The 23781-nt window shown below is 32.4% G+C and carries 21 protein-coding genes and 1 pseudogene; 4 read left to right on the forward strand and 18 right to left on the reverse strand.

The features are described from left to right. Positions 1-208: 208 nt before the first annotated feature. A complete protein-coding gene (locus JBL43_RS09365) occupies positions 209-424 on the forward strand; it encodes a hypothetical protein (RefSeq protein WP_198841194.1) in 216 nt (71 codons plus the stop codon). Positions 425-636: 212 nt separating this feature from the next. On the opposite strand, the gene JBL43_RS09370 is transcribed toward JBL43_RS09365, so the two are convergent. From JBL43_RS09370 to JBL43_RS09385, 4 genes are all read right to left on the reverse strand, one after another. Beyond that, positions 637-789 carry a hypothetical protein gene (locus JBL43_RS09370; RefSeq protein ID WP_198841195.1) on the reverse strand — a complete coding sequence of 51 codons (153 nt, stop codon included), beginning with the start codon at positions 787-789 and terminating at the stop codon, positions 637-639. Positions 790-824: 35 nt separating this feature from the next. Then, the gene (locus JBL43_RS09375; RefSeq protein ID WP_117880895.1) at positions 825-1016 is read right to left on the reverse strand and encodes a cold-shock protein; all 192 of its coding nucleotides are present in this window, start codon (positions 1014-1016) and stop codon (positions 825-827) included. A gap of 221 nt (positions 1017-1237) precedes the next feature. Next, positions 1238-3733 carry an ABC transporter permease gene (locus JBL43_RS09380; RefSeq protein ID WP_198841450.1) on the reverse strand — a complete coding sequence of 832 codons (2496 nt, stop codon included), beginning with the start codon at positions 3731-3733 and terminating at the stop codon, positions 1238-1240. Between the two features lie 44 nt (positions 3734-3777). Further along, entirely contained in the window at positions 3778-4467 is a 690-nt protein-coding gene (locus tag JBL43_RS09385) for an ABC transporter ATP-binding protein (protein WP_198841196.1), read from the reverse strand. 115 nt (positions 4468-4582) lie between these two features. Here JBL43_RS09385 and JBL43_RS09390 point away from each other — a divergent pair, with 115 nt between their 5' ends. Together JBL43_RS09390 and JBL43_RS09395 are read left to right on the forward strand one after the other, a co-directional pair. Continuing rightward, positions 4583-5239: an arylesterase gene (locus tag JBL43_RS09390; protein ID WP_438839432.1), complete on the forward strand. Its 657-nt coding sequence runs from the start codon at positions 4583-4585 to the stop codon at positions 5237-5239. Between the two features lie 136 nt (positions 5240-5375). Beyond that, positions 5376-7562: an amino acid permease gene (locus tag JBL43_RS09395; protein ID WP_198841198.1), complete on the forward strand. Its 2187-nt coding sequence runs from the start codon at positions 5376-5378 to the stop codon at positions 7560-7562. A 93-nt stretch (positions 7563-7655) separates the two neighbouring features. Here the strand turns inward: JBL43_RS09395 and JBL43_RS09400 are convergent, their stop codons facing one another. The 4 genes and pseudogenes from JBL43_RS09400 to JBL43_RS09410 all read right to left on the reverse strand — a co-directional run bounded on the left by JBL43_RS09400 (position 7656) and on the right by JBL43_RS09410 (position 13663). After that, the gene (locus tag JBL43_RS09400) at positions 7656-9677 is read right to left on the reverse strand and encodes a M13 family metallopeptidase (RefSeq protein ID WP_198841199.1); all 2022 of its coding nucleotides are present in this window, start codon (positions 9675-9677) and stop codon (positions 7656-7658) included. 230 nt (positions 9678-9907) lie between these two features. Beyond that, positions 9908-11050 (reverse strand): annotated as a pseudogene (locus JBL43_RS20250) (outer membrane beta-barrel family protein); the annotation flags it as partial. A gap of 18 nt (positions 11051-11068) precedes the next feature. Beyond that, positions 11069-12418 carry a TonB-dependent receptor gene (locus JBL43_RS20255; protein ID WP_233098744.1) on the reverse strand — a complete coding sequence of 450 codons (1350 nt, stop codon included), beginning with the start codon at positions 12416-12418 and terminating at the stop codon, positions 11069-11071. A 129-nt stretch (positions 12419-12547) separates the two neighbouring features. Then, complete coding sequence (locus JBL43_RS09410; RefSeq protein ID WP_198841200.1) at positions 12548-13663, reverse strand: DUF7486 family protein; 1116 nt, start codon at positions 13661-13663, stop codon at positions 12548-12550. Positions 13664-13889: 226 nt separating this feature from the next. Here JBL43_RS09410 and JBL43_RS09415 point away from each other — a divergent pair, with 226 nt between their 5' ends. Then, entirely contained in the window at positions 13890-16187 is a 2298-nt protein-coding gene (locus tag JBL43_RS09415; protein WP_198841201.1) for a DNA topoisomerase 3, read from the forward strand. A gap of 61 nt (positions 16188-16248) precedes the next feature. Here the strand turns inward: JBL43_RS09415 and JBL43_RS09420 are convergent, their stop codons facing one another. From JBL43_RS09420 to JBL43_RS09465, 10 genes are all read right to left on the reverse strand, one after another. Continuing rightward, positions 16249-16899 (reverse strand): DUF6515 family protein, encoded by a 651-nt coding sequence (locus JBL43_RS09420; protein ID WP_233098745.1) that lies wholly within the window; start codon positions 16897-16899, stop codon positions 16249-16251. Positions 16900-17127: 228 nt separating this feature from the next. Continuing rightward, on the reverse strand, positions 17128-17427 hold the full coding sequence (locus JBL43_RS09425) for a hypothetical protein (protein ID WP_198841202.1): 300 nt from the start codon (positions 17425-17427) through the stop codon (positions 17128-17130). Positions 17428-17994: 567 nt separating this feature from the next. Further along, a complete protein-coding gene (locus JBL43_RS09430) occupies positions 17995-18513 on the reverse strand; it encodes a CREC-EF hand family protein (protein ID WP_198841203.1) in 519 nt (172 codons plus the stop codon). A 133-nt stretch (positions 18514-18646) separates the two neighbouring features. Beyond that, the gene (locus JBL43_RS09435; RefSeq protein ID WP_198841204.1) at positions 18647-18937 is read right to left on the reverse strand and encodes an EF-hand domain-containing protein; all 291 of its coding nucleotides are present in this window, start codon (positions 18935-18937) and stop codon (positions 18647-18649) included. Positions 18938-18980: 43 nt separating this feature from the next. Next, on the reverse strand, positions 18981-19631 hold the full coding sequence (locus JBL43_RS09440; protein ID WP_198841205.1) for a DUF6515 family protein: 651 nt from the start codon (positions 19629-19631) through the stop codon (positions 18981-18983). 229 nt (positions 19632-19860) lie between these two features. Further along, positions 19861-20160: a hypothetical protein gene (locus JBL43_RS09445; RefSeq protein ID WP_198841206.1), complete on the reverse strand. Its 300-nt coding sequence runs from the start codon at positions 20158-20160 to the stop codon at positions 19861-19863. 106 nt (positions 20161-20266) lie between these two features. Further along, positions 20267-21001, reverse strand: a complete 735-nt coding sequence (locus JBL43_RS09450; protein WP_198841207.1) for a LytR/AlgR family response regulator transcription factor — start codon at positions 20999-21001, stop codon at positions 20267-20269. 3 nt (positions 21002-21004) lie between these two features. After that, positions 21005-22039 carry a sensor histidine kinase gene (locus JBL43_RS09455; RefSeq protein WP_198841208.1) on the reverse strand — a complete coding sequence of 345 codons (1035 nt, stop codon included), beginning with the start codon at positions 22037-22039 and terminating at the stop codon, positions 21005-21007. A 16-nt stretch (positions 22040-22055) separates the two neighbouring features. After that, a complete protein-coding gene (locus JBL43_RS09460; protein WP_198841209.1) occupies positions 22056-22454 on the reverse strand; it encodes a DoxX family protein in 399 nt (132 codons plus the stop codon). 18 nt (positions 22455-22472) lie between these two features. After that, complete coding sequence (locus JBL43_RS09465) at positions 22473-23777, reverse strand: Lcl C-terminal domain-containing protein (RefSeq protein WP_198841210.1); 1305 nt, start codon at positions 23775-23777, stop codon at positions 22473-22475. Between the last annotated feature and the right edge of the window lie 4 nt (positions 23778-23781).

The following is a 23781-nucleotide window of genomic DNA, read 5'->3' on the forward strand; positions in this document are numbered from 1 at the left end:
GATCATATAAAAGTAGTATGGTTGTGTTAGCTCTCCAATGACCTGAGTCAGTATACGTTACTTTTTTTAGCTGATATAAATCATTTTTAATTAGTAGTATAATACCTATCTTAATTGTTTAAATTTGAAGCATATACATGTTTATAGTTGATTGATCAATAGACGGTTATATTTGAAATTTGTTAATAAATATATAAGTATCCAGATTATGAAAGACTTACACCGCATATTAAATGAAATAACAGAACTCACTAGTACCATAGAAACCAAATACCCAGAGTTGTATCAGTTTTTAGGAGAAGATCCATTAACTATTGGAGCCGATGACCATCCTGAAATTGATGTAAAAGTGATGAAGGATTATTTAGGGAGTTTAAAGCAAGTGCTAAAGCATTACCTAGATTCGCATGAAAGTGTGAAATAAGGGTTGAGTTAAAACATTTCTATCTTTGAATAGAACGTTGTTGTCCGTTCTAGTAATTTTGAAGTATGAGTATCGATACTTCGAGAGTATCGAGAACTATTGTTAGATATAGCGTTAAATGAATTCTCGATACATTTTTTATAACGCCAACGCATTATGAAAAGCACTCGAAGAGACGTTAAATTTATGATTGTAACTAAATTTAAACCTACCTAGTTCGTTCTAGTATACTTGAAACTGCTACTCGATACTCCCGACACATCAGGATCCTTTTCAGCTATCGCTTCAAAGAAAACACTTGAAGAAATATAAAATTGAATAATATCTATAAAATTTAAAAATTGAGCATAAAAAAAGTCCATCATAAATGATGGACTTTTAAATCTTAAAGTATATAAAATTAGATAACTTTTACGTTTACTGCATTTAATCCTTTTTTTCCTTCTTCTAAATCAAATTCTACTTCGTCACCTTCATTTACTTCATCGATTAATCCAGAGATGTGTACAAAGTGATCTTTATCTACACCTTCTTCTGTGATAAATCCAAATCCTTTAGAATCATTGAAAAATTTTACTGTTCCTTTACTCATTGTAATGTAATTAAAATTATAATATTATTTTGAATTGCAAATATGGAACTATTTTATGACATACAACACTTTAATTTGTTTATTTTCAATTTATTATAAGTGCGAAATATACCTTTATACAATTGCTAATTAAAATTGAGGTTTACTTCTAATGGTTAATTCATTTGATATAGAATTATAAACTGCAACTAATTTTGAACATCTACATAGGTTCAAATGGATTACCCTTCCCGCCGTAACACCTCTAATGGCGGACTTTTCAATACACTTCTAATATTACTTAATCCGATCAATAAAACCAATATTGTAATGCCTGGTAAAAACACTAAAAACGGAATTATAGAAGGTATAAATGGTTCTTTAAACAGCCAGGTTGCTAAGATTTGACTTCCAATTAAAGATAATAATATTCCGACCAAACTACCGAGGATACCTAAATACAAGTACTCCAACGCCGTAATTTGTAAGATTTGCTTACTCTTAGCTCCCAAAGTCCGTAACAAAACACTTTCTTTTATACGCTGACGTTTACTGGTGCGTACAGAACCAATCAATACGATAATACCTGTGAGGATGCTGAAAAAAGCCATAAAATTGATTACCCACGAAATTTTATCAAGTATGTTTTCAACTACAGAATACAATTGTCGTAAATCGATTACTGATATGGTTGGAAATTTTTTTACTAAATCGCGTTGTAGCGATGCGGCACTAGCGTCGTCAGTAACATGTGTGCTTAACACATGAAATTGCGGAGCACTTTCTAATACGCCTTTTGGGAAAACAACTGTAAAATTCATTTGCATTTTTGCCCAATCTACTTTTCTAAGACTTCCTACAGTAGTTTCCATCAATACGCCCTGTACGTTAAAAACAATTTGATCTCCTACATCTACTTGTGCTCTTTTGGCAAGTCCTTCATCCAGTGAAATAATTATGGGCTCACCTGATTTTATTTCAGGTACCCACTTCCCTTTAATCACTTCTTCTGAGGCTATTAATGAATCACGAAAAGTAGTTCTAAATTCATGATTCAAGACCCATTCATTTACTTTTGAGGTGCTGTCCTTACGAATGTCATTGGCTAATTCTCCCTTTATACTGTGCATTCGCATAGTAATTAGCGAAATGTTATCCAAAACAGTCAATCCTTTAGTTGTTACCTCATTTACTACGGCCTCTCTTTGGTCAGGTTGCACATCTAGCAATATGATATTTGCGTTTTCAGCACTTGATTCTAAGGCGGTTTTTGCTAACAATATATCTTTTGTAAAATAGAGTGTGCTGATTAAAAATGTACCTAGACCTATCGACAATATCAATACCATGGTCTGATTGTTAGGACGAAATAGATTTAATAAACTTTGTCGTGCTGTAAATCCCCAAGAGGTTGGAAAATACTTCTTTATGGCTTTCATAAAAAGAGTGGCAATACCTGCCAAGATTGCAAAAGTGATGGAAACACCTACTACAAATGCAAATGCAAAAAGAAAGTCTCTTAATAACCAATAGGAAAACAGATAGATAAATATAATGATGGCTATAAAGGTAAAAGCTCTTGCTCTTCTTGGTTTTTTACTATTGTCTTCACTCACCCGTAATACTTCCAACGGTGATACATACCACGTATTCAATAAGGGTAATAATGCAAACAATACAGACATTAATAGTCCTAATAAAACTCCCATGACAATGGGTTGCGGTGTAATTGAAATTTCAACCTCAAAGGGTAAAAACTCCTGTAACAATAATGGAAAGGCTTGTTGAAGCCCAATACCAACAACCGTACCTAGAATTCCGCCTAACAAACCAATTCCTGCAATTTGAATCAGATAGATTAAAAAAGTCTGTTTTCTAGACGCTCCTAAACATTTAAGTACCGCAACATCAGTTAATTTTTCTTTGATATAGATATGTACTGAACTGGCTATACCAATACAACCTAGTAATAAGGCAATAAATGCTGCTAGATTTAAAAATTTGCTTACATTTTCTGAACTTCTTCCTACACGCTGGCTTGTACCCGTATGCGTATCTAAATCAGCATCTTCAGCATCTAAAATGGGGTCATACTTTTTATCTAACGCCTCTAAATCCATAGTTGGTGGAGCAATAAAAAAGTATTGATATTCTTTGCGGCTTCCAAATTGTAACAATTCGGTTTTTTCTATAAAACGATAAGGTATCAATACTGTTGGTGCCACAGAAGTAGCAATAGCCGTACCACCGGGAATGGATTTTAGGGACCCTACAATTGGTAAATTCAGCTTTCCTAATTTAATAGAATCCCCTGGTTTTAAATCATATTGTAGCATTAACGTAGCATCAACCAATGCTCCACCTGTTTCTTGATATGTAGTTGCAGCAGAAACAGGTACCGTTTCTAACGTTCCATAAAAAGGAAAGTCACCTTCAATGCCTCTTACTTTTACTAATTTACTGTCATCATTTTTGGGAAAGGCTGCCATCGAAGAAAAATTAACTTCTGAAGCTGCTGGTCCAAGTGAGTCTATTATGGCTTGTACTTTTTCATTAGGGATTTGCCTACTGTCAATAATAAAATCAGCCCCCATCATTGCCTTAGACTGTGACTTAATATTTTGCTTTAGGTTTTCACTAAATAACTGAATGGAAACTACCGCAGCAATACCCAAAATAATAGCCGCCATAAACAGTAACAGTCTCGAACTACTTGCTTTGCCATCTCGCCATGCCATTTTAATCAGCCATGAGACGCCTGCATTTGAATTAGATTTCTTCATTAAACGTTAGTTGTTCTTTCGTTAGCAATAATCTTCCCTCCTTTTAATCTTAAAATTTGTTGGGTTCTATTGGCCAATTCTAAGTCGTGTGTAATTATTACCAATGTAGTTCCTGCTTCTTTATTCAATTCAAAAAGTAATTGTATAACTTTTTCTCCTGTTTCTTCGTCCAGATTACCAGTGGGCTCATCAGCAAATAAAATGGAAGGTGTTGTCGAAAATGCTCTAGCCAAGGCAACTCGTTGTTGCTCACCTCCAGATAATTGCGAAGGATAATGATCGTAACGGTCAGAAAGTCCTACTTTTTCAAGTAAATCCATACCTATTTTTTTTGCATGCTTAGCTCCTTGCAACTCTAGGGGAACAATTACATTTTCAATAGCAGTTAGTGTGGGGAGTAATTGAAAATTTTGAAAGATAAAGCCCACTTCTTTATTCCGCAACTGAGCACGTTCATCTTCATTTAAGTCATTTAAATTTTGCCCACACAGTTCCACACTACCCGAGCCTGGTGCGTCTAAACCAGCACAAAGGCCGAGAAGTGTTGTTTTTCCACTACCAGAAGGACCTACAATTGAGAAGGTATCTCCTTTTTCAATTTCAAATGAGATATTTTGTAAAACTGTTATTTTTTTTGAACCACTTGAATATGTTTTCTCAAGCTCGCTAATCTTTAATATCTTTGACATACTTTTAATAAAATTCTTTTATATGAACCTGTTCAGGGATAAGTCGCAAAATAAGCAAATGATTACAAAAATATATGACTCCTTCAATCCAATTTTCTTAAAGTTTTGTTATTTTATGATAGCTACAGTATTAATCTCTTGCCGTGGTGATGTTGCTAAAAAAGAAAACAATGAGGAAGTGAAAACAGCAGAAGGTGTAGTTGCGGAAAAAACAGATTCTAAAAAAATTCTATTTTTTGGCGATAGTCTTACAGCTGGTTATGGCCTTGATGATGTAAATGATGCTTTTCCTGCATTGATTCAATCTACCATAGATTCCTTAGGACTCGACTATACTATTATAAATTCTGGTGTCAGTGGAGAGACTAGTGCGGGAGGTAAAAGCCGTATTGGATGGGTATTGAAACAAAAAGTGGATGTGTTTGTACTAGAATTAGGAGCTAATGATGGCTTACGAGGTATTCCATTGATAGAAACTAAAGCTAATCTTCAATCGATAATCGATACCGTAAAAGAAAAATTACCAGAGGCTACTATTATTTTAGCAGGCATGGAACTTCCACCTAATATGGGCCCGGAATATACGTCTGAGTTCCGAACCGTTTTTTCTGATTTAGCATCCGAAAACGAGTTGCCCTTTATACCTTTTATATTAAAAGATGTAGGCGGTGTGGTTGAATTAAATCAAGAAGATGGTATTCATCCAACGGTTGAAGGCCATAAGATTGTGGCAAAGACTGTTTGGGACGTTCTGGTAAAAGTTGTGGAATAGATGCATTATTACATAACTTAATTTAGTTTATACCAAATGAAGTTATTATGCATGATGTAACCCCGCTTTATTTTTTATAAATTTGGCTATAGACTTTTTTACACTAATTAATTGATTGAAATTGTATTTATAAAGCATGCCAGACATTAAAAAATTCGGAACTTTTGCAGGTGTTTTCACACCTTCTCTACTTACAATTTTAGGTGTTATTTTATATATGCGTTTGGGTTGGGTTATTGGTAACGCCGGCCTTTTTGGTGCCATTATAATCATACTTATAGCACACGTAATCTCTATATCTACTGGATTGAGTATTTCATCTGTAGCCACCGACAAAAAAATTGGAGCTGGAGGAATTTATTATGTACTTTCACGTAGTATGGGAATTCCCATTGGAGGAGCCATTGGTATTGCGTTGTATGTGGGTACCGCCTTTTCAATTGCGTTATATTTGGTAGGTTTTGCGGAGAGTTTTAATGGGTATTTCAATTTTGGAATGGGTATTAACGACTTAAGAATTACCGGAACCATTGCATTGGTTTCATTGACTGCTCTAGCTCTTATTAGTACTTCTGTAGCATTAAAATCTCAGTTTTTTATATTGGCTGCTATCGCAGTTTCTTTAGTTTCTATATTTTTAGGAACACATGAATTTACCCCAAATTCGGTTAAATTGTTGCCTTCAGAAGGGGCTGCATCCTTAGAAATTGTATTTGCTATTTTTTTTCCTGCAGTTACTGGATTTACGGCAGGTATTGCCATGAGTGGCGACCTAGAAAACCCTAAAAGCTCCATACCAAATGGTACATTATGGGCCATTGGAGTGGGCTTAGTTGTATATATAAGTGTTGCCATTTTTATGGCATATACGGTGGACTCTGAAATTTTAAAGTCGGATTATAATATTTTAATGAAAATAGCAATTTTTGCACCTGCTGTAGTGGCGGGAATTTGGGGAGCCACACTATCCTCTGCTCTAGGTGGTATATTAGGTGGTCCTAGGATGTTGCAAGCCATGTCTGTTGATAGAGTTACTCCGAGAATATTCGCTAAAGGACGCGGCGAAAATAGAGAACCCGTGAATGCTCTATTATTGGTGTTTTTAATTGCTGAAGCAGGAATATTAATTGGAGAATTGGATGTAATTGCACGCGTGGTGTCCATGTTTTATTTATCGGCCTATGCGTTTATAAATATTACATTTTTTTTAGAAAGTTGGGCAAATCCTGATTTTCAACCCTCTTTTAAAGTAAAAAGATGGATTGGCCTACTCGGATTTATAGCGTGTTTTTTAGTGATGTTTAAGCTAGATATGGTAGCCATGATGGGAGCATTGGCCGTAATTGGAGGTTTATATTTTTGGCTTCAACGAAAGGAAGTGAAAATTAAATCTACCGATATATGGAAAAGTGTTTGGGAAAATGTAGTAAATAAAGGTTTGAAAAGAATTGATAATAAGCAAAATGTAAATTCGAGTTGGAACCCAAATGTAATTTTATTTAGTAGAGAGAGTGACCATCAATCGTATTTATTAGAATTGAGTAAAGCAGTTTCTGGTCGTACAGGAATTGTTACCAATTTTGACCTGATTATTGACAATAAGAATAAAATACCCTTAAAAAGGTCGGAACAAACGGTAAGGGATGGCATCTATAAAGATTTAGGAATTTTTGCTAGGCGGATTAAAATAGAGAACTTATATAGTGGTATTACAAATATTGCCATGACGTTTGGGTTTTCAGGAGTTGAGCCCAATACCATTATGATGGGATGGCCTAAAGGACTTGAAGATTCTGTCGAGTATGAAACAATGACCGAAAATCTATTACACCTTGATTATAATTTGTTGTACTTAGATTTTGATATTCAAAAAAAGTTTGGCAATTATAAAACGGTGGATTTATGGTGGAGAGAAACAGATAGTAAAAATGCTGAAATGATGCTAAACATTGCCCGTTTTATTTTATCATCTCCCAAATGGGATCATACCTCCATTCGTGTTTTATTTATAAATAATACGGATATAGATCCTATAATCATCCACAATAAAATAGCTAAGCTAGTAGATGACTTACGAGTGATTGTTGAAATAAAGATAATAGAAAATGTAAAAGAACAAATTCCATTTTTTGATATTATTAAAGACTATTCAGCAAATACAAACTTAACTATTATTGGTATTCCAAATTATAAAATAGAACAACAAGCGGCGTATATTGTAAGTGCCAATCAGTTATTTGAAACGATTGGTTCCGCCTTGTTGGTAAAAGCAGCAAATAATTTTAATGTATTAGATCTCGATTTTATTAATACTAAATCGTGATATTCATTATTGTAAAACTTTAGGCCATAAAAAAACCAGAGCTTATAAGTTCTCTGGTTTATTTATTTTTATAAAGGGTTTAAATCACTTGTTTTACCAAATTTTTATACGCTCCTCTTCTGTTTTGAAATTCGCTTCACCCGGCTGTACATTAAAAGCCTCATAAAAAGGAGTAAAGTTCATTAATGGGCCATTCACACGCCAAATTGGAGGTGAATGTGGATCTGTGGCAACATAATTACGTAAATAGGCATCACGTGTTTTTACACGCCATATGTTTGCCACAGATAAAAAGAAGCGTTGGTTAGGTGTATAGCCACCAATTTTAATAGTGTCTTTACCTTGATCTGTCATTTTAAATGCATCAAAGGCAATTGAGATTCCACCATTATCTGCAGTGTTTTCACCAACCGTTAATCCGCCTTTTAAATGCACACTATCTAATACCGTAAAGGCACTGTATTGATCAATAATTTGTTGCGTTTTAGCCTTGAACTTAGTATAATCATTTTCCGTCCACCAATCGGTTACATTTCCATCTTTATCATATTGAGCTCCTTGATCGTCAAAAGCATGTGTAAACTCATGACCGATAACCATACCAATACCACCATAATTTACAGCATCATCAGCATATAAATCAAAATATGGGGCTTGTAAAATACCTGCTGGAAATACAATTTCGTTTAAAGAGGGATTGTAATATGCAGTTACTGTAGAGGGTGTGGTATGCCATTCATCTCTATTTGGAGCTTTATTTAATTGTTTTAGTTGGTATTGATAATCATCTTTATTTAGGGCAACTACGTTTTCAAAGAATTGTGCCCTGTTAATAGTAGCATCATAGGTTCTCCATACATCTGGATAGCCAATTTTTTTACTGATGGCAAAGAGTTTCTCTTTTGCTTTTACCTTGGTGCTATCACTCATCCAGTCTAACTTGTCAATTCGCTTTTCTAATGTTGTTTGAAAATTATTTACCAAATCTAAAGCACGCTTTTTGGCATCTTCATTAAAATACCGCTTTACATATAATTGACCTAGAGCAAAACCTATTTGCTGATCTACACGACGTACCATTAGTTTTGTACGTGGTTGTTGTACGGATTGACCAGAAATAACTTTAGAATATTCAAATGAAGCATCTTGAAAAGGTTTGCTCAATATGTTATCATGACTTCCAATAGAATTTGCTTTTAGATACAGTTTCCAATGTTCTAAAGGAACAGAAGTTAGCATCGTATTTAATGCATCATAATAAGCCGTTTGTCTAATATCTACGGAATCTACTGCTGTGCCTAAGTTTTTCAATAAAGCAGACCAACCAATGTTTGGATGTTTTGTGTTCAAATCAGCGACAGCAAGCTTGTGGTAATTTTCTTTAACAACTCTGCGTTCGATACGTGTTTTATGAGATGTTGCCATTTGCTTTTCAATGCCATAAACAATGTCAGCTTTTTCTTTTGCATCTGATTCTTCTACCAATTCAAATAAGGTGGTTAAATAGGTTTTGTAGGCTTCTTGAATATTTTTTACTGAAGGATCGTCCTTAAAATAGTAGTCGCGATCTGGTAATCCTAATCCCGTTTGCGAGAAGTGTAAAATATTTAGCGTACTGTTTTTTTGATCTGGAGAAATATAAGGGCTAAAAATTGAATAATCTCCAGACTTTATTTGGGTAGCTGCGAATTCTGTTATGGAAGAAACATCGGTAATCGCATTAATTCTATCTAATATGGGTTGAATAGGTTTGCTACCACGTTCATTAATACTAACGGTATCCATTCCTGAGGCAAAAAAGTCACCTACCAATTGCTCAACACTTCCTTTTGAATGTTCTTTTTGAGAAACTTCTTCTAAAATGTTTTTAAGTAGTTCTTGCTGTGGAATATTTAAAAATCGATATGACCCTACGCCTATCTGGTCATCAGCAATTACTGCATTTTTAAACCAAGTTTTATTTACATGGTTAAAGAAATCGTCACCAGGTTTAATCGTACTATCAATCCCATTAAAAACAACAGGTTTAATTTCAGGATCATTTAGCGTATTACTTTCATTTTTACATGAAAACAAGATCAGTAAACACAATGATAAATAGTAAATGTTTTTCATAAATTATGAGGTTTAGTTTTCTCAAAGATATGAATATTTACATTTGTTATGTTTTTTGAATTTATTTTAGGAGTAAAATCAGAATGATAGACTACTAAAACACACTAAAAAGTACATAAATAGTGGATGAATGATTGGACTTTATTTACCACCAAGCATACTGGTATAACATATCAATTTTATTATTTTTAAATTACTTCTTATGTTTCTAAACAGGTGGAAATTAAGTTTTAAAATTCTCGCTTTCCAAATTCACTATCAATAAATTTAGCTTTATTCTTAGCTGCATTAAATGTATATGATAGGTTTAACGATACCATATCTACTTCATAAACATAATTGGTGGTTGTATAAAATTGACCTGGTCTTGACGTTGTAATACGTTGCTCATTGGTGTTTAATAAGCCCATATCTATATTTTGCCATTGCAACGTTGCTGTTAACTTATTATCTAAAAATGATTTTTTAAGGGTTAAGTTTGGAGCATAAAATCTAGAATCTTCACCCATGGCTGTATTTCTATCTGATAAATAATTAAAAGAGAGTTGAACAGATGCATTTTGCCAAAAAGAATAGGTAGAATTTAGATTGACTGAATAAATAGTAGCTTTAGAATCAATGGTATAGGTTCTTTCTATACCATCTCTATGGTTGAAATTTAAAGCACCAGCTATGGCATAATTGTAAATGTTAAAACCTACAAAATTAGTCCAATTTTTAGTGGGCTTTATCGTTGCTCCTATTTCCAATCCAACAGCATTACTCTTACCTACATTAGAATACACTCTATTAATAATACTATCAATTACAGCACCATTCGGCTCATAAGCCAAGGTGTTGACACGATTGATAACATTATCTACATGCCTATAATAGGCTGTGGCATATACGGAATTACCTTTCCCCATATTTTTTGTGATACCCAATTCTACCAAGTCGATAAATTCTGGTAATAATGTGTTATCACCTTGTTCAAAAACCTCTGAATGTTCACGTTCTGCAAAACTGTTCATTTTAAAAGTAGTAGTGCGTTCTAACCTTTTGCTATATGCCGCCTTAAGATTGGTTTTGTCATTCACTTTATATTGAACAGAGGCCGATGGAAATAGTTTAAAGAAATCATATTTGTAAATGTTTGCGGTAGCTACACTTTTTAAAGATTCTTCATAAGTTCTATCCATAGATTCTAAACGTATACCTGCAGCATAATCCCATTTATTTTTGGCTCCTGTTAATTGTAAATAACCGGAATGAATGGTTCTTTTCATTTCAATATCTGAAGAAAACTCAGAGACCAAATTTCCGTTTCGCTCGTATACAAACTCTCCAGAGTGATCTAAATTACGAAATTGATATCCTGTTTCTATGGTTCCGAAAACAAACGGTTTCCATTAATAATCTAAATTAATACGTGTACCGTAGAGTGGATTGTCATTGGTATTATACTCTTCTTGATAAATAATATTGTTATCGGGGTATCCTAAATTGTCATTAACCGTTGGGCCACCTAAAAAAGTGTATTCATATAATATAGACGCAGCTATTTTAGATTCGTTTTTAAATTTATGAGTATAGTCAAAGCTACCTAAGGCAAAGTCTCCTTTTCTAATTCTTAAATTGTGATTATAATATTGCAATGTATAAATTCTGTTGTCACTTCCAATAGGCGAAACCGCATGATTATCGTAATATACTATATCAGCTAATCTATCTTTCGTGTGTTTTCCTGCAAATAAACCTAGAGAATAGGTGTCAGCATCGTTGGGTGTAAAAACAACATTGAAGCGACCGTTATAAGTAATTTCATCAAAGCTTCGTTCTCCATCAGAAGGGAGAAAAGTAGTTTTATTTTCGGCATCGTTAACAATGAACATATCGCCTTCTCGCCTACCCGATTTATCGTTACGTTGATAGCTGGCTCCAAAAGAAAGATTCCACTTGTCATTTCTTTTATTGACAGTAGCATCTATGCCATAACGTTGGGCATCAACTTTCGTGTCATAAGGTTCTATAGAAGGGAATCCGCCACGCACATTAACTTGAGCATAAACCCCATCAGTAGCACCTTTTTTAGTAATAATATTTAAAATACCACCTTTTCCTTCCGGATCATACTTTGCAGAAGGAGCAGTAATCAATTCTACACTTTGTAAGGCATTTGCTGGTAATTGTGCTAATATTGCACTTGCATCGCCTTGTGTAGGCTTACCATTAATCAGAACAGCAAATCCTTGGCTTCCTCTAACACTAATAGCTCCCTGGCCATCTACACTAACAGATGGTAAGTTTTTTATAATATCTACAGCATTACCGCCTTCACTACTTTGATATTTTTTAGTATCAAATACTTGACGGTCAATTTTATGAACCACGGTCGCTTTTTCTCCTTTTACTATTACTTCATTCAATTCATTGCCCATCGTTAGTTTGACAGTAGCTAAATCTACCAATACCCCCTTTTTAGAAACCACAATGCTTTTAATTTTAAGTGTGGTATAACCTAAAAATGAAGCTTCAATATAATAGGTTCCTGTTTTTATATTAGCGAAATAAAAAGCACCATCTGCTTCTGTAATTACACCATTTATGGCAGTACCATCTTCAGAATTAAAAAGGGCTACGGTTGCAAATTCTAATGGAGAATTATCAGATGCATCTACAATTTTTCCTTTAATTTGTCCAAATGATAATTGCACAACAATTAGTAACAATAGCACTGTTAACTTTTCTTTAAATGACATTTAGTTTTGAATTTTTAATTGCCGACAAAACTAACAATCATTTTAGAATAGTAATGAACTATTCTTAAAAGAATTATTTATATAAAAAAGTAGTAATATAATTGTAAAAAATAACACTTATTGATCTACTTAATATACTTGTTGAAAAGCTTTTACATGAGCATATATGGCCACGGTGTCTATTTTCATTTCAATAGGTTCATTTAACATTTTCATTCCTTTTACATCATTCATTTGACCTGCTTGAGAAATGGCTTTAACGCCATAATATTCACCTTTTTTATTTATTACTTTTATATCAATTATATTCTCAAATTCACGAACTCCTTTTACTTCCAATTGATCTCCATTTTTATCAATGGCCACCAATTTGTAAATAGATCCTTTTTCACCTATGGCTGCTACTGTTTTATAATTATCTTTACTTGACACTATTTTAACTGGCAATATTTCTGTATCACTTTTAAAAGCTTTTATGTTTATTAAACTTCGTTGGTCTGAATCTAAAATAGCATTGACATCAAATGTATTTCCTTTATCATCTAATGCTTTGACTTCTAGGAAATATCCTTCAGGGTGCACTCCTACAATATGCCAAAGAAAATTGTCATCAGCGGCTGCAGCTTGCGGTATCGCTTTAACATGAGCATAAACATTTGCTCCAAAAAGGGTATATTCTAAATCTTCTTTCTTGGTTTTAACACCTTTTATATCGTGTAGTTGACCTTCTGGAGAAATTGCTTTTAGACCGTAGAATTCACCATTTTTACCTATTACTTTTATATGAATAATATTTCCAGAACGTAATACACCCCTAACACTTAAACGTTCACCATTGGGTGCCACTGCTTTAATTTGATATACACTACTATCTTTAGCGATGGCTACAAGTGGAGTCTGTTTGCCTTCATTTACCAATAATTTAACAGAAATAATTTTATCATTAACCAAAGCCTTAATACTCATAAGCGTTCTTTGATCTCCTCTTTGAAGGGCTTTTACTTTATATGATTCTCCGTAAGCATCTACAGCAATAATATTTAATAGCCTACCATCAGGATAAATACCTTTAACGTGCCATACGGCCTCAATTTTGCCTTTAGTTTCTTGAGCAGATTGCACTTTATCATTAATAGCAGCTAATTTTCCGTTATCTTTAAAACTTACAAGCACAAATAAAACAAAAAGGACTAAAAAACTAATGGTTACTTGAAAAAAACGGGATATATGATTTGAGGTTTTCATGTTGATAAATTTTACATTGTTATTGAAATTATAGTTTAAATTATTATTTACTATTAAAATTAATTTTACTTCAATTTATAATCTTATTATTTGTAACACAATGATTTATATCAGTCATAAGAAAATTGTTTTAGTGCTTGTTTTCTAATCAAAAACCTTAATTTTAATTATTCTTGCCGCTACTCTTTTTTATGATTATTTTGCAACACTTTAAACAACTATTTAAATGAAGGTTTGTATTGCCGAAAAACCAAGTGTAGCCCGAGAAATTGCGGAAGTATTAGGTGCAAAAACAAGACATGATGGCTATTATGAAGGTAATGGATATGCAGTAACCTATACCTTTGGCCATCTATGTACATTAATGGAGCCCAACGATTATAAACCCCATTGGAAGAGTTGGGATTTGAATAATCTCCCCATGCTTCCCGAAAAATTTATGACTAAAGTTGTTGATAATACGGGTATTCAAAAGCAATTTAATATTGTTAAAAGTCTATTTGATAAAGCGGAAGTAGTTATCAATTGTGGGGATGCGGGTCAAGAAGGAGAATTGATTCAGCGATGGGTTTTAGATCAAGCGGGTTATAAGGGGAAAGTGGAACGATTGTGGATTTCTTCCTTAACTACCGAAGCAATAAAAGAGGGGTTCCAAAAATTAAAACCTTCAGAAGATTATGATAATCTTTATTATGCAGGGTTTTCTAGAGCAATTGGCGATTGGCTCTTAGGAATGAATGCTACACGTTTATACACTGTAAAACATGGAGGTTATAAGCAAGTTCTTTCTGTAGGACGCGTACAAACACCAACTTTGGCTATGGTGGTCAATCGATTCTTAGAAATTGAAAACTTTAAACCTCAAGCTTATTGGGAATTACAAACATTGTATCGTGAAACATTGTTTAGTTACGAAGAAGGTCGTTTTCTCAACATGGAAGATGGACAAATATTGGCCGATAAGGTGAAAGAAGATGAGTTTGAAATTGTTTCGGCCACAAAAAAGAAAGGAAAAGATTATGCACCAAAACTGTTCGACTTAACAGGATTGCAGGTGTATTGTAATAAAAGATTCAGCTTTTCAGCAGATGAAACCTTAAAAATAGTCCAAAAATTATATGAACAAAAAGTAGTTACTTATCCTCGTGTGGATACTACTTTTTTACCAAATGATGTGTATCCTAAAGTCGCAGGTATTCTTAAGAATCTAACCAAATACGCAGAATTAACACAACCCTTATTAGGAAAAAAAATAAAGAAATCGAGTAGAGTTTTTAATGATAAAAAAGTAACCGATCACCATGCTATAATTCCAACTGGTGTACAAATTCCTTTGCAATACAATCAACAACAAGTCTATGACATTATTACGAGACGTTTTATTGCTGTTTTTTATGAAGATTGTTCTGTTTCAAACACGACTGTAATTGGTAAAGCTGCTGAAGTTAATTTTAAAACTACAGGAAAGGAAATTTTAAAAAAAGGATGGCGAGTTGTCTTTGAAAATAAAAATGCGGAAACAACAACTAATGAAAGTGGTATGCTTCCTAATTTTGTTAAGGGTGAAAAAGGGCCACATGAACCCTCTTTTTTGGAAAAACAAACCAAAGCACCGAATCAATTTACGGAGGCTTCCCTCCTACGTGCTATGGAAACAGCCGGAAAACAAGTAGATGATGATGAGTTGAGAGATCTAATGAAAGACAATGGTATTGGTAGACCTTCAACAAGAGCAAATATTATTGAAACACTGTTTAGAAGACAGTATATTAAACGAAATAAAAAACAGTTGATTCCAACAGTTACAGGAATTCGATTGATTGAAACCATTCAAAATGAATTGTTAAAATCAGCAGAGTTAACGGGTAAATGGGAAAAACAATTAAAAGATATTGAAAAAGGAGAATTTAGTGCGGGTACTTTTATAAAGAATATGAAACGTATGGTAGATCAATTGGTTTATGAAGTACGAAGTGAAACTAAACGTGCTAACATTTCTCAAAATACAGTATTGCAAAATCGCGAAAAAGAGAAAAAGATTAAAAAAGTATCGGGAATTACAGCAGAAACTTGTCCGAAATGTAAAAAAGGAACACTCTTAAAAGGTAAGAGTGCTTATGGTTGTAGCAATTACAAAAATGGATGTAATTTTGTACTTCCGTTTTCCTTTATGGATAAGAAAATTTCAGAAAAGCAATGGATTCGTTTACTTCTAAAAGAATCTACTGTAAACTTAAAAGGGTTTAGATCTGATCATGGAACTGTGGAAGGTCTTGTACGTTTTGATAACCAGTTTAATTTGGTTTTAGAAGAAAAGAAAACGACTAAAAAACCAACTTCAGATGCCTTAATTTGTCCTAAATGTAAAAAAGGAACGATTATAAAAGGCAAGGAAAGTTATGGTTGTAGTGCTTATAAGTCAGGCTGTGATTTTAGATTCTCATTTAAAGAAATTAGAGAAAAAGCGGGTGAACAGCCATTGACGAAGGAATTGGTATATGCTATTTTAAGTGGAAAAAAATAAAAGGCCTCCTATATAAAACACGAAGCCTTTTAAACTAACTCAAAATACTAATTTATCTTTTTTAATTATCTAATTCTATGACACCAACCACTTCATAAGCTCTTGTACCATATACCTGAACTTTTTCATAAAGAATGTTAGCGTATTCATAGTAAGTTTGTCCATCAATGACTACTTTTTCATAATCATCTGGCAATTCATATATTATGGTTCCCACTTTTGGATCTACCACCTCATATTCATTATTTAGTTGTGTGTAAAATATACCTGACACATAATAATAATTGATGGTATTAAAACGTACTCTTTTGTAATGAGCAGGCATTGTTCTAATTCTAAACCCAACTTTAGGTGCAATGGAAATATAACGCCCTCTTGAATAGGTATAATACCTGTTATTGTTATAATAATATCGTTGACCGTTATGATTAATCACTTTTCTATTAGGTACATTACGTACTGATACCACTTTTCGTGTGGGTCTTTTATAGGTTACCTTAGTACTAGAAATTCTCCTACTTGGTGTCGCTTTTTTTACCGTTGTTGTTCTGGTAACTTTTTTAGTGGTACTACTTCGTCTCGATTGTGACGAAACTTCGGTTGTAAATGCCATCAACAATAGTGATGTCAAAATAGATGCTTTTAATATTGTTTTACTCACCAAATAATTATTTGATTTTTGGTGTTCGTGATTTTTCTTTGAAAAGTTCATAATATATGTTTTTTGATTTAACTTCTTCTTAATACTTAGACTATAAAATGTATTAATCGTTTAATCCATTTCAATTTCTAAGCCAAAAAATCTGATTATCGATAGATGGTAACTTTTTATCGACGTTTATGATAATTCTCTATACTTCAACAATTTTTTCTCTTAAGTTGTTTTAAAAAAAAGAGAAATACCCTAAAGTAATTCTCTTTTTTATAACAAAATGCTTAATTATTTTAATAAGCCAAGTAAACCTTGTAATTCAGTAAGATTTAAACTTGAATTATTATCAGTATCTAGTACGTTAAAATTATCTGCAAATGATCCAATAGCCTCTGTTGAGCTTATGGCTTCGTTTTTGTCTACATCTAATAAACTGAAGAGACTTGATATTTGTTGTACAGTAGCTTTTGAACTCAATGAGCTTAATAGTGTTGCCGCATCAGCGATAGTTGATGTATTTGTACTCTTTTGACTATTACAACTTGCCATTGTAACCATCACTACTAATGATAATGTGATTTTCTTCATACTATTATATTTTTAAATTTCCTCGAAAGTACTGCTACCTCTTTGTATTGAAAATAAAAATATAACAATTCACTAAATTTATCGATGAAAAAAATATTTCCATAGATAAAGCGAATTATAGAGAACAACTTCTAGTTTTATAAGCAAGATTAGCCAAATCAGATGATAACAAAAGAGTACATCTTTCTAACACCTAAACTCCTCAATCCTTTAGTTTATTAGGATTATTATATATTGTATTGGAAAGTAGCCGTACGTTTTATCTCCAACCTAAATGTGTTATTTGATTGTAAATCTAATAGTTGTGAATAACCTTTTACCTTTTACTTTTCTTTTACAAAACCTTTTTCATAATCTTACCACACCTTTAGCATTAAAATTTTTACAATCGTTATCATCCATGTTTTCTTGAAGTCTTCCTAGCAAAATAACATGTTCGTGCCAAATTTTAGATTTTGTCTTTACCTCCAGTTATAAAATAGATTGTGGCAACACTTTTTTAACCGTTATACCCACTAAACACTGATATTTATAATGCTTTTAATATGGTGGCAGTATTTTATTTCATTAATTTTTTTTACGTTTTTTGGTTTTTTTTGTGTCTGATTTTGCCATGTATGCTTTTAATTCTTCCAAATCGATTTCGTTATCTCGATTGGTATCAATAGCATCAAAATTATTGGTTAGAAAAAGTTGTTCTTTTGCGGCTATTTCCAATTTATTTAATTTTCCATCTTTATTATCATCTGCTGCTTTCATTATATTTTCTGCAGATTCTTTTTTCCTGGCTCTACCATTTAAAGATGCTTCTAATTCTGCTAGATCAATAAACTTGTCATCATTGGTATCTATGTTGTCAAAATTTTGAGAAATATTACCTCTTTTTGCTTTTGAGGCTTCGTCAACGTCAATTTTAGCATCGTTATTAGTGTCTAGTTTTTTAAAGATTTGGGCAGCATCTTGTTGCCCACCATTTTGCCCTCCTCTATTCCCTCCACGTTGTCCACCACGTCTTTGTGCATAAATGGAGACATAGAAAAGTGTAAATAAAATGGTAAGTGTGATTTTTAAATTGTAATTCTTCATGATATTATTTTTTCTGTTATAAGTTTAGATGTATTATTTAAAAAAACTTGTGCTAGTTTAAAAGAAGCCTCGCAATTGCTTACGAAACTTTTAACAAAACGACTCAAATAATTCAACTTACTTTTACTTAATTTTAATTTTGTTTCCTTTTCCCTTTTCTTTCGGGCTTTGGTACATTTTCAAATTCTTTTTCAGAAATAAAACCATCTTTATCAGTGTCGATTTTATCAAAATTTTCTTCTAATAAACCTTTGACCTCGGCTTTAGCAAGTTTGCCGTCTTCATTAGCATCCATCTTTTTTAATAATTCACTGTAAGTCGGTTTTTTTCTGTCTTGTTTTCCTTCTTGTCCAAAAGAACTGTTCGAAACAAATGCCGTTAATCCTAAAACTAATAATCCTACTTTAATTGTGTTACTTTTCATATTTATAAATTTTAATGTTATTATTTACTAAAAACCCAACGCTTTAGTCCATATCAATAATACCTACAACCTCATAAGCTCTTGTACCATCTACCTGAACTTTTTCATAAAGAATATTGGCATATTCATAATAGGTTTGATTATCTATTTCTACTTTTTCATAACCATCTGGTAATTCAGAAACGATAGTACCAATTTCTGGATCTACAACTTCATATTGATTATTTATTCGGGTATAAAATATACCTCCAACATTATAATAATTAAAATTATTGTAACGAATTGTTTTATAATTAGATGGTAAAGTACTTATTCTAAAACCAATTTTTGGAGCTATAGCTATATAACGTCCACTAGAATATGTATAGAACTTATTGTTACCATAATAATATTTTTGTCCATTATGGCTTATCACTTTTTTATTTGGTACACTTCGTACAGATACAACCTTTTTAGTAGGTTTTTTGTATGTTACTTTAGTACGAGATACTTTTTTTGTAGGTATTGTTTTTTTAACTGGTGTCTTTTTTTTAACTGTTGTAGTTGTTGTACTACTTCTTTTTGATTGTCCGGACACCTCGGTTGCAAACGCCATTAAAAATAATAAAGCTAATACTGATGTTTTAATAATTGATTTACTCACCAAATAATTATTTGTTTTTTTGTGTTTGTGATTTTTCTTTGAAAAGTTCATAATTAATGTTTTTAATTTAACTTATTTAATACTTAGACTATTCATTGTATTAATCGTTTAATTGTATTTCAACTTTTAAGCCAAAAAATACGATAATCGATAGATTGATATTTTTTATCGACGCTTGTGCTAATATTATATACTTCGTATGTTTTTTTTAGTTTAAAGATTTTAAAAAAAAAAGAGAAATACCAATAAGTATTTCCCTTTTCTATTACAAAATGCTTTATTATTTTAAAAAACCAAGTATACCTTGTAATTCAGTTAGGTTTAAGCTTGAATTATTATCTGTATCTAAAACGTTAAAATTGTCAGCAACTGAGCCAATAGCTTCTGTCGAACTAATTGATTCACTTTTATCAGTATCTAATAAACTGAAAAGACTAGATATTTGTTGTAAAGTTGAGTTAGAACTCAATGAACCTAACAATGTTGCTGCATCAGCAATACTCGATGTATTTGTACTCTTTAGACTATTACAACTTGCCATTGTAACTAGAACTACTAATGATAATGTTAATTTCTTCATAATGTATTGTTTTTAAATTTCGGCGAAATTACGAGAATGAACTTCCACCGAAAAGTGAAATAGACCAAATATCATAATTCATCTATTAATATGAGATATTTATAGATTAAAAATTAAGTGAATTGTTATTTACAAAAGTTAAAAACTTGGGTTTGTATTGATCAGATATTGTAATACGTTGGTTATTGATAATAATCTGACTACGTTCAATGACTTCAATATTTTTTAAGGAAACAATAAATGAACGGTGTACACGCATAAAATGAGTTTCTGGTAATTCTTCCTGTAAAGATTTCAAACTCATCAATGTTAAAATTGGCTTCGGATTGTCTTTCAGCCATATTTTTATGTAATCTTTTAAACCTTCAAAATAAAGAACATCTGCTAATTTTATACGCAATTGTTTGTATTCTGATTTTACGAAAAGAAATTCTTTTTCTTCAGACACTTCAGTGTGTTGTTTTCCTTTAATCAATGAAAACCAATTACTGGCTTTATTTGCTGCTGCTAAAAATTCAGCATAATCAAAGGGTTTTAAGAGATAATCTAATGCTTCAACCTTAAATCCTTCCAACGCATATTGGTCAAAGGCCGTTGTAAAAATTACACGTGTAGTTTTGGGTAACATTTTAGAAAATTCAATACCTGTTAAATCTGGCATTTGAATATCTAAAAAAAGTAAATCTACCGGATCTGATTTGATATACTCCATAGCTTCAATAGCACTGCTACACTTTTTCTTTAAGCTTAAAAAAGGTGTTTTTTTAACATAACTCTCTACTAAGTTCAAAGCCATAGGCTCATCATCTACAATAATACAGGTGATTTTTAGGTTACTCATAACTTAAGCGGTTTCAATTTCTAAATGTACTAAAAAACGATTGTTTATGACACTTGATTTAAAGCTATGTTTATTTGGATACAATAATTGTAACCGTTTCTCTAAATTTTGAAGTCCAATGCCAGATCCACTTTTATCGTCTGTCTTTTTAGGAAAATTATCGTTTTCAATGGTAAATAATACGGTACTATCTTTTTTTGTCATTTTTATTTCAATTTCACTCGCTTTACTTGCAGACACACCATGTTTAAAAGCGTTTTCTATTAATGAAATAAATAGTAATGGAGCTACTTTAATACCTGTTTCTTCTGATGGAAAACTATAATTAACTACGGTTTTATCAGACACACGTAACTTCATTAAATCAATATATTTTTTCAAAAAGTCAATCTCTTTTGAAAGCGGTACCAATTCCATATTCGTTTCATAGAGCATATACCGCATTAATTTACTTAAGCTATGTATCGATTTTTTAGCTTGATCTGGTGAAATATCCACCAAGGAATAAATGTTATTCAATGAATTAAAAAAGAAATGAGGTTGTAGTTGGTAGTGTAAATGCTGTAATTCAGACTGTAACTTAAAATTAAGAGCTTCTTTATGTTCCGCTTCTGTTTTCACCCATCTTTTGGTTGTTTTTATAGCAATCGAAAAAAGTAAAGGAGCCATATAAGTGAGCATTTGAATGTAAACAAACATTTTAAACGGAGGACCATCTCCATTTTTATCATTAGGTCTTTTGATAAGTTCATCAAAAAATAAAACTTCAATTTGCTCTTTGAAAAATATCAAAAAAGTAATTATAATAATATTAATTAAAATGAACTGAATCGTTTTTTTTACAAATAAAAAATTATCAATAAATACAAAATAATTTAGATAAAAAATGAAAGCATATAAGACGGAAGGAATCCAAAAATGAATAATAACTCTATTAATATCTTGTTCTTGTCCATAAGATAAAAGATAAGGCATACTAAATAGAACAAGCCAAACTAGTAGATGTGAAAGGATGCTTATTTTTTTATTTTTGTGCATTTTGTATTATTTATTATTAATCCCAATTATTAGAACTGGTCACTGCATATCGTCCTGAACCCGTAAAAAAGAGTACCATTCCTCCAAATGCATATAACAAAAGTAATTCAATTTCTAGACCTCCTGTTTTTGATATAGCAAAAAGATGTTCTGAATGTGCCAAAGCTAGAGCTGTAATCATTCCAATGAAGAAGACTAATGATGCTAACCTGGTTTTAAACCCAATTATAATGAGCACAGGTGCTATTAATTCTGTAATATAAACACCATATGCTATCATTTCTGGTAAACCAGCTTCTATAAGCATATTTTTAATACCATCGAGGTTACTCAATTTTGCTACTCCGTGAAATAGCATTAGTCCTCCAATTACTACTCTCAATAGCAACAAACCGAAGTCTATATCTTTTTTCATGTTTTTTAATTTGAATAATTACTTAACATTTCTAACCATTCGAATATAGTTGTAATACCTTTCTCCACCTTCACTAGCTGGTCCATTTTCGTGTTTTGTATCGAACCGAACTGCTCCTGCTCCATGAAAATCTAATCCTTCGTTATTTACCGCACGTCCAAAGGCCACATACCAAGCATAATAGTATGGTTTTCCTTTTTGGAACCGTGCAGATGTACTTGACCAAAAGTAAGGATAATCTTTATCACCGTTTTCATTGGTAATTTCAGAACTATTAAAAATAGGATCTATAGCTGGACCTTCTTTTGAAGTATCTTGTGCTCCTGGAGCGTAATCATAATCTACAATTCCTTGTAACTCTTTAATGTTTGGCAAACGCCAATCTGAATGCCCAGCCAATTTAGAATCTTCTGCATAAACTAATGCATTCTTCCAATCTAAACCTATTCCACTATCATTTTTAGACCACATTAAGCCAGTTGCTTTATCTGTAATGGTTTCATTTCCATTATCTTTAAAATCATTACTACCATATACAGCACCACGAACTGCTCGAACGTGTTTCAACATCGGGTTTCCAGTTGGACGTTCTCCATTTCCTGGCGGTAGCAGTCGGTTACCTTCTGTATCTTTACCTTCTAGTCTTTCTTGTCCTTGTGAATTTTCACCACTTGGAGGTGGTCCTTTTCGGTCTTTCATGTCTTTTGGTTCTTCTCCTGCATACGCTTTAATATGGCCAGTAGCATGATTTACACCAAATACAGCAGTATACTGTCCTTCTTCGGTATGACCAACATATTTAATACTCGTCCAATATTGTTCACTTTTATCAACAAAATCATTATTTACTAACGAAAAATAGGTGGTGTCTAAATAGGGCCATCCTTCACTGAAATTACTAATAGAGTACAATTCTTTAGCTGTTGGTAGTCTCCAATCATCATAACCACCCAATTCTAAATTTTCTGCATAATCTTTAGCACCTTGCCAATCGAATCCTTCTGATGTTGGAATTTCTTGCCACATCAACCCCGTGTTTACATCGGTTGTTATACCATCTTCCCTTTTTTGATAAGACATCTTCTTGCCCTTTAAATAATTGGCATCTTGACCATAAAGTGAATCACCTTGTTGCAACGTTGCAATTACTTGTCCATCTTCTCCATATGAGGAAATTTGACCAGTTGCTATTTGTACATAGTTGTTTACTTCAGTTTTAACCGTTTTCAATTCCTTTTTCTTATCAGAGCAATATTGTAGGCTTGTGACAAAAAGCAAACTTATAATAATAGCTAAAAGAGAGTTCTTTTTAAAAATTTTCATTATA

The organism is Aureibaculum flavum (genome assembly GCF_016406085.1).
GTDB classification, from domain to species: Bacteria; Bacteroidota; Bacteroidia; order Flavobacteriales; family Flavobacteriaceae; genus Aureibaculum; species Aureibaculum flavum.

Coding starts and splice junctions, on each gene's coding strand:
- JBL43_RS09365 (WP_198841194.1), top strand. CDS start 209: ATGAAAGACTTACACCGCATATTAAATGAAATAACAGAACTCACTAGT.
- JBL43_RS09370 (WP_198841195.1), bottom strand. CDS start 789: ATGATGGACTTTTTTTATGCTCAATTTTTAAATTTTATAGATATTATT.
- JBL43_RS09375 (WP_117880895.1), bottom strand. CDS start 1,016: ATGAGTAAAGGAACAGTAAAATTTTTCAATGATTCTAAAGGATTTGGA.
- JBL43_RS09380 (WP_198841450.1), bottom strand. CDS start 3,733: ATGGCATGGCGAGATGGCAAAGCAAGTAGTTCGAGACTGTTACTGTTT.
- JBL43_RS09385 (WP_198841196.1), bottom strand. CDS start 4,467: ATGTCAAAGATATTAAAGATTAGCGAGCTTGAGAAAACATATTCAAGT.
- JBL43_RS09390 (WP_438839432.1), top strand. CDS start 4,583: ATGATAGCTACAGTATTAATCTCTTGCCGTGGTGATGTTGCTAAAAAA.
- JBL43_RS09395 (WP_198841198.1), top strand. CDS start 5,376: ATGCCAGACATTAAAAAATTCGGAACTTTTGCAGGTGTTTTCACACCT.
- JBL43_RS09400 (WP_198841199.1), bottom strand. CDS start 9,677: ATGAAAAACATTTACTATTTATCATTGTGTTTACTGATCTTGTTTTCA.
- JBL43_RS20255 (WP_233098744.1), bottom strand. CDS start 12,418: ATGTCATTTAAAGAAAAGTTAACAGTGCTATTGTTACTAATTGTTGTG.
- JBL43_RS09410 (WP_198841200.1), bottom strand. CDS start 13,663: ATGAAAACCTCAAATCATATATCCCGTTTTTTTCAAGTAACCATTAGT.
- JBL43_RS09415 (WP_198841201.1), top strand. CDS start 13,890: ATGAAGGTTTGTATTGCCGAAAAACCAAGTGTAGCCCGAGAAATTGCG.
- JBL43_RS09420 (WP_233098745.1), bottom strand. CDS start 16,899: ATGAACTTTTCAAAGAAAAATCACGAACACCAAAAATCAAATAATTAT.
- JBL43_RS09425 (WP_198841202.1), bottom strand. CDS start 17,427: ATGAAGAAAATCACATTATCATTAGTAGTGATGGTTACAATGGCAAGT.
- JBL43_RS09430 (WP_198841203.1), bottom strand. CDS start 18,513: ATGAAGAATTACAATTTAAAAATCACACTTACCATTTTATTTACACTT.
- JBL43_RS09435 (WP_198841204.1), bottom strand. CDS start 18,937: ATGAAAAGTAACACAATTAAAGTAGGATTATTAGTTTTAGGATTAACG.
- JBL43_RS09440 (WP_198841205.1), bottom strand. CDS start 19,631: ATGAACTTTTCAAAGAAAAATCACAAACACAAAAAAACAAATAATTAT.
- JBL43_RS09445 (WP_198841206.1), bottom strand. CDS start 20,160: ATGAAGAAATTAACATTATCATTAGTAGTTCTAGTTACAATGGCAAGT.
- JBL43_RS09450 (WP_198841207.1), bottom strand. CDS start 21,001: ATGAGTAACCTAAAAATCACCTGTATTATTGTAGATGATGAGCCTATG.
- JBL43_RS09455 (WP_198841208.1), bottom strand. CDS start 22,039: ATGCACAAAAATAAAAAAATAAGCATCCTTTCACATCTACTAGTTTGG.
- JBL43_RS09460 (WP_198841209.1), bottom strand. CDS start 22,454: ATGAAAAAAGATATAGACTTCGGTTTGTTGCTATTGAGAGTAGTAATT.
- JBL43_RS09465 (WP_198841210.1), bottom strand. CDS start 23,777: ATGAAAATTTTTAAAAAGAACTCTCTTTTAGCTATTATTATAAGTTTG.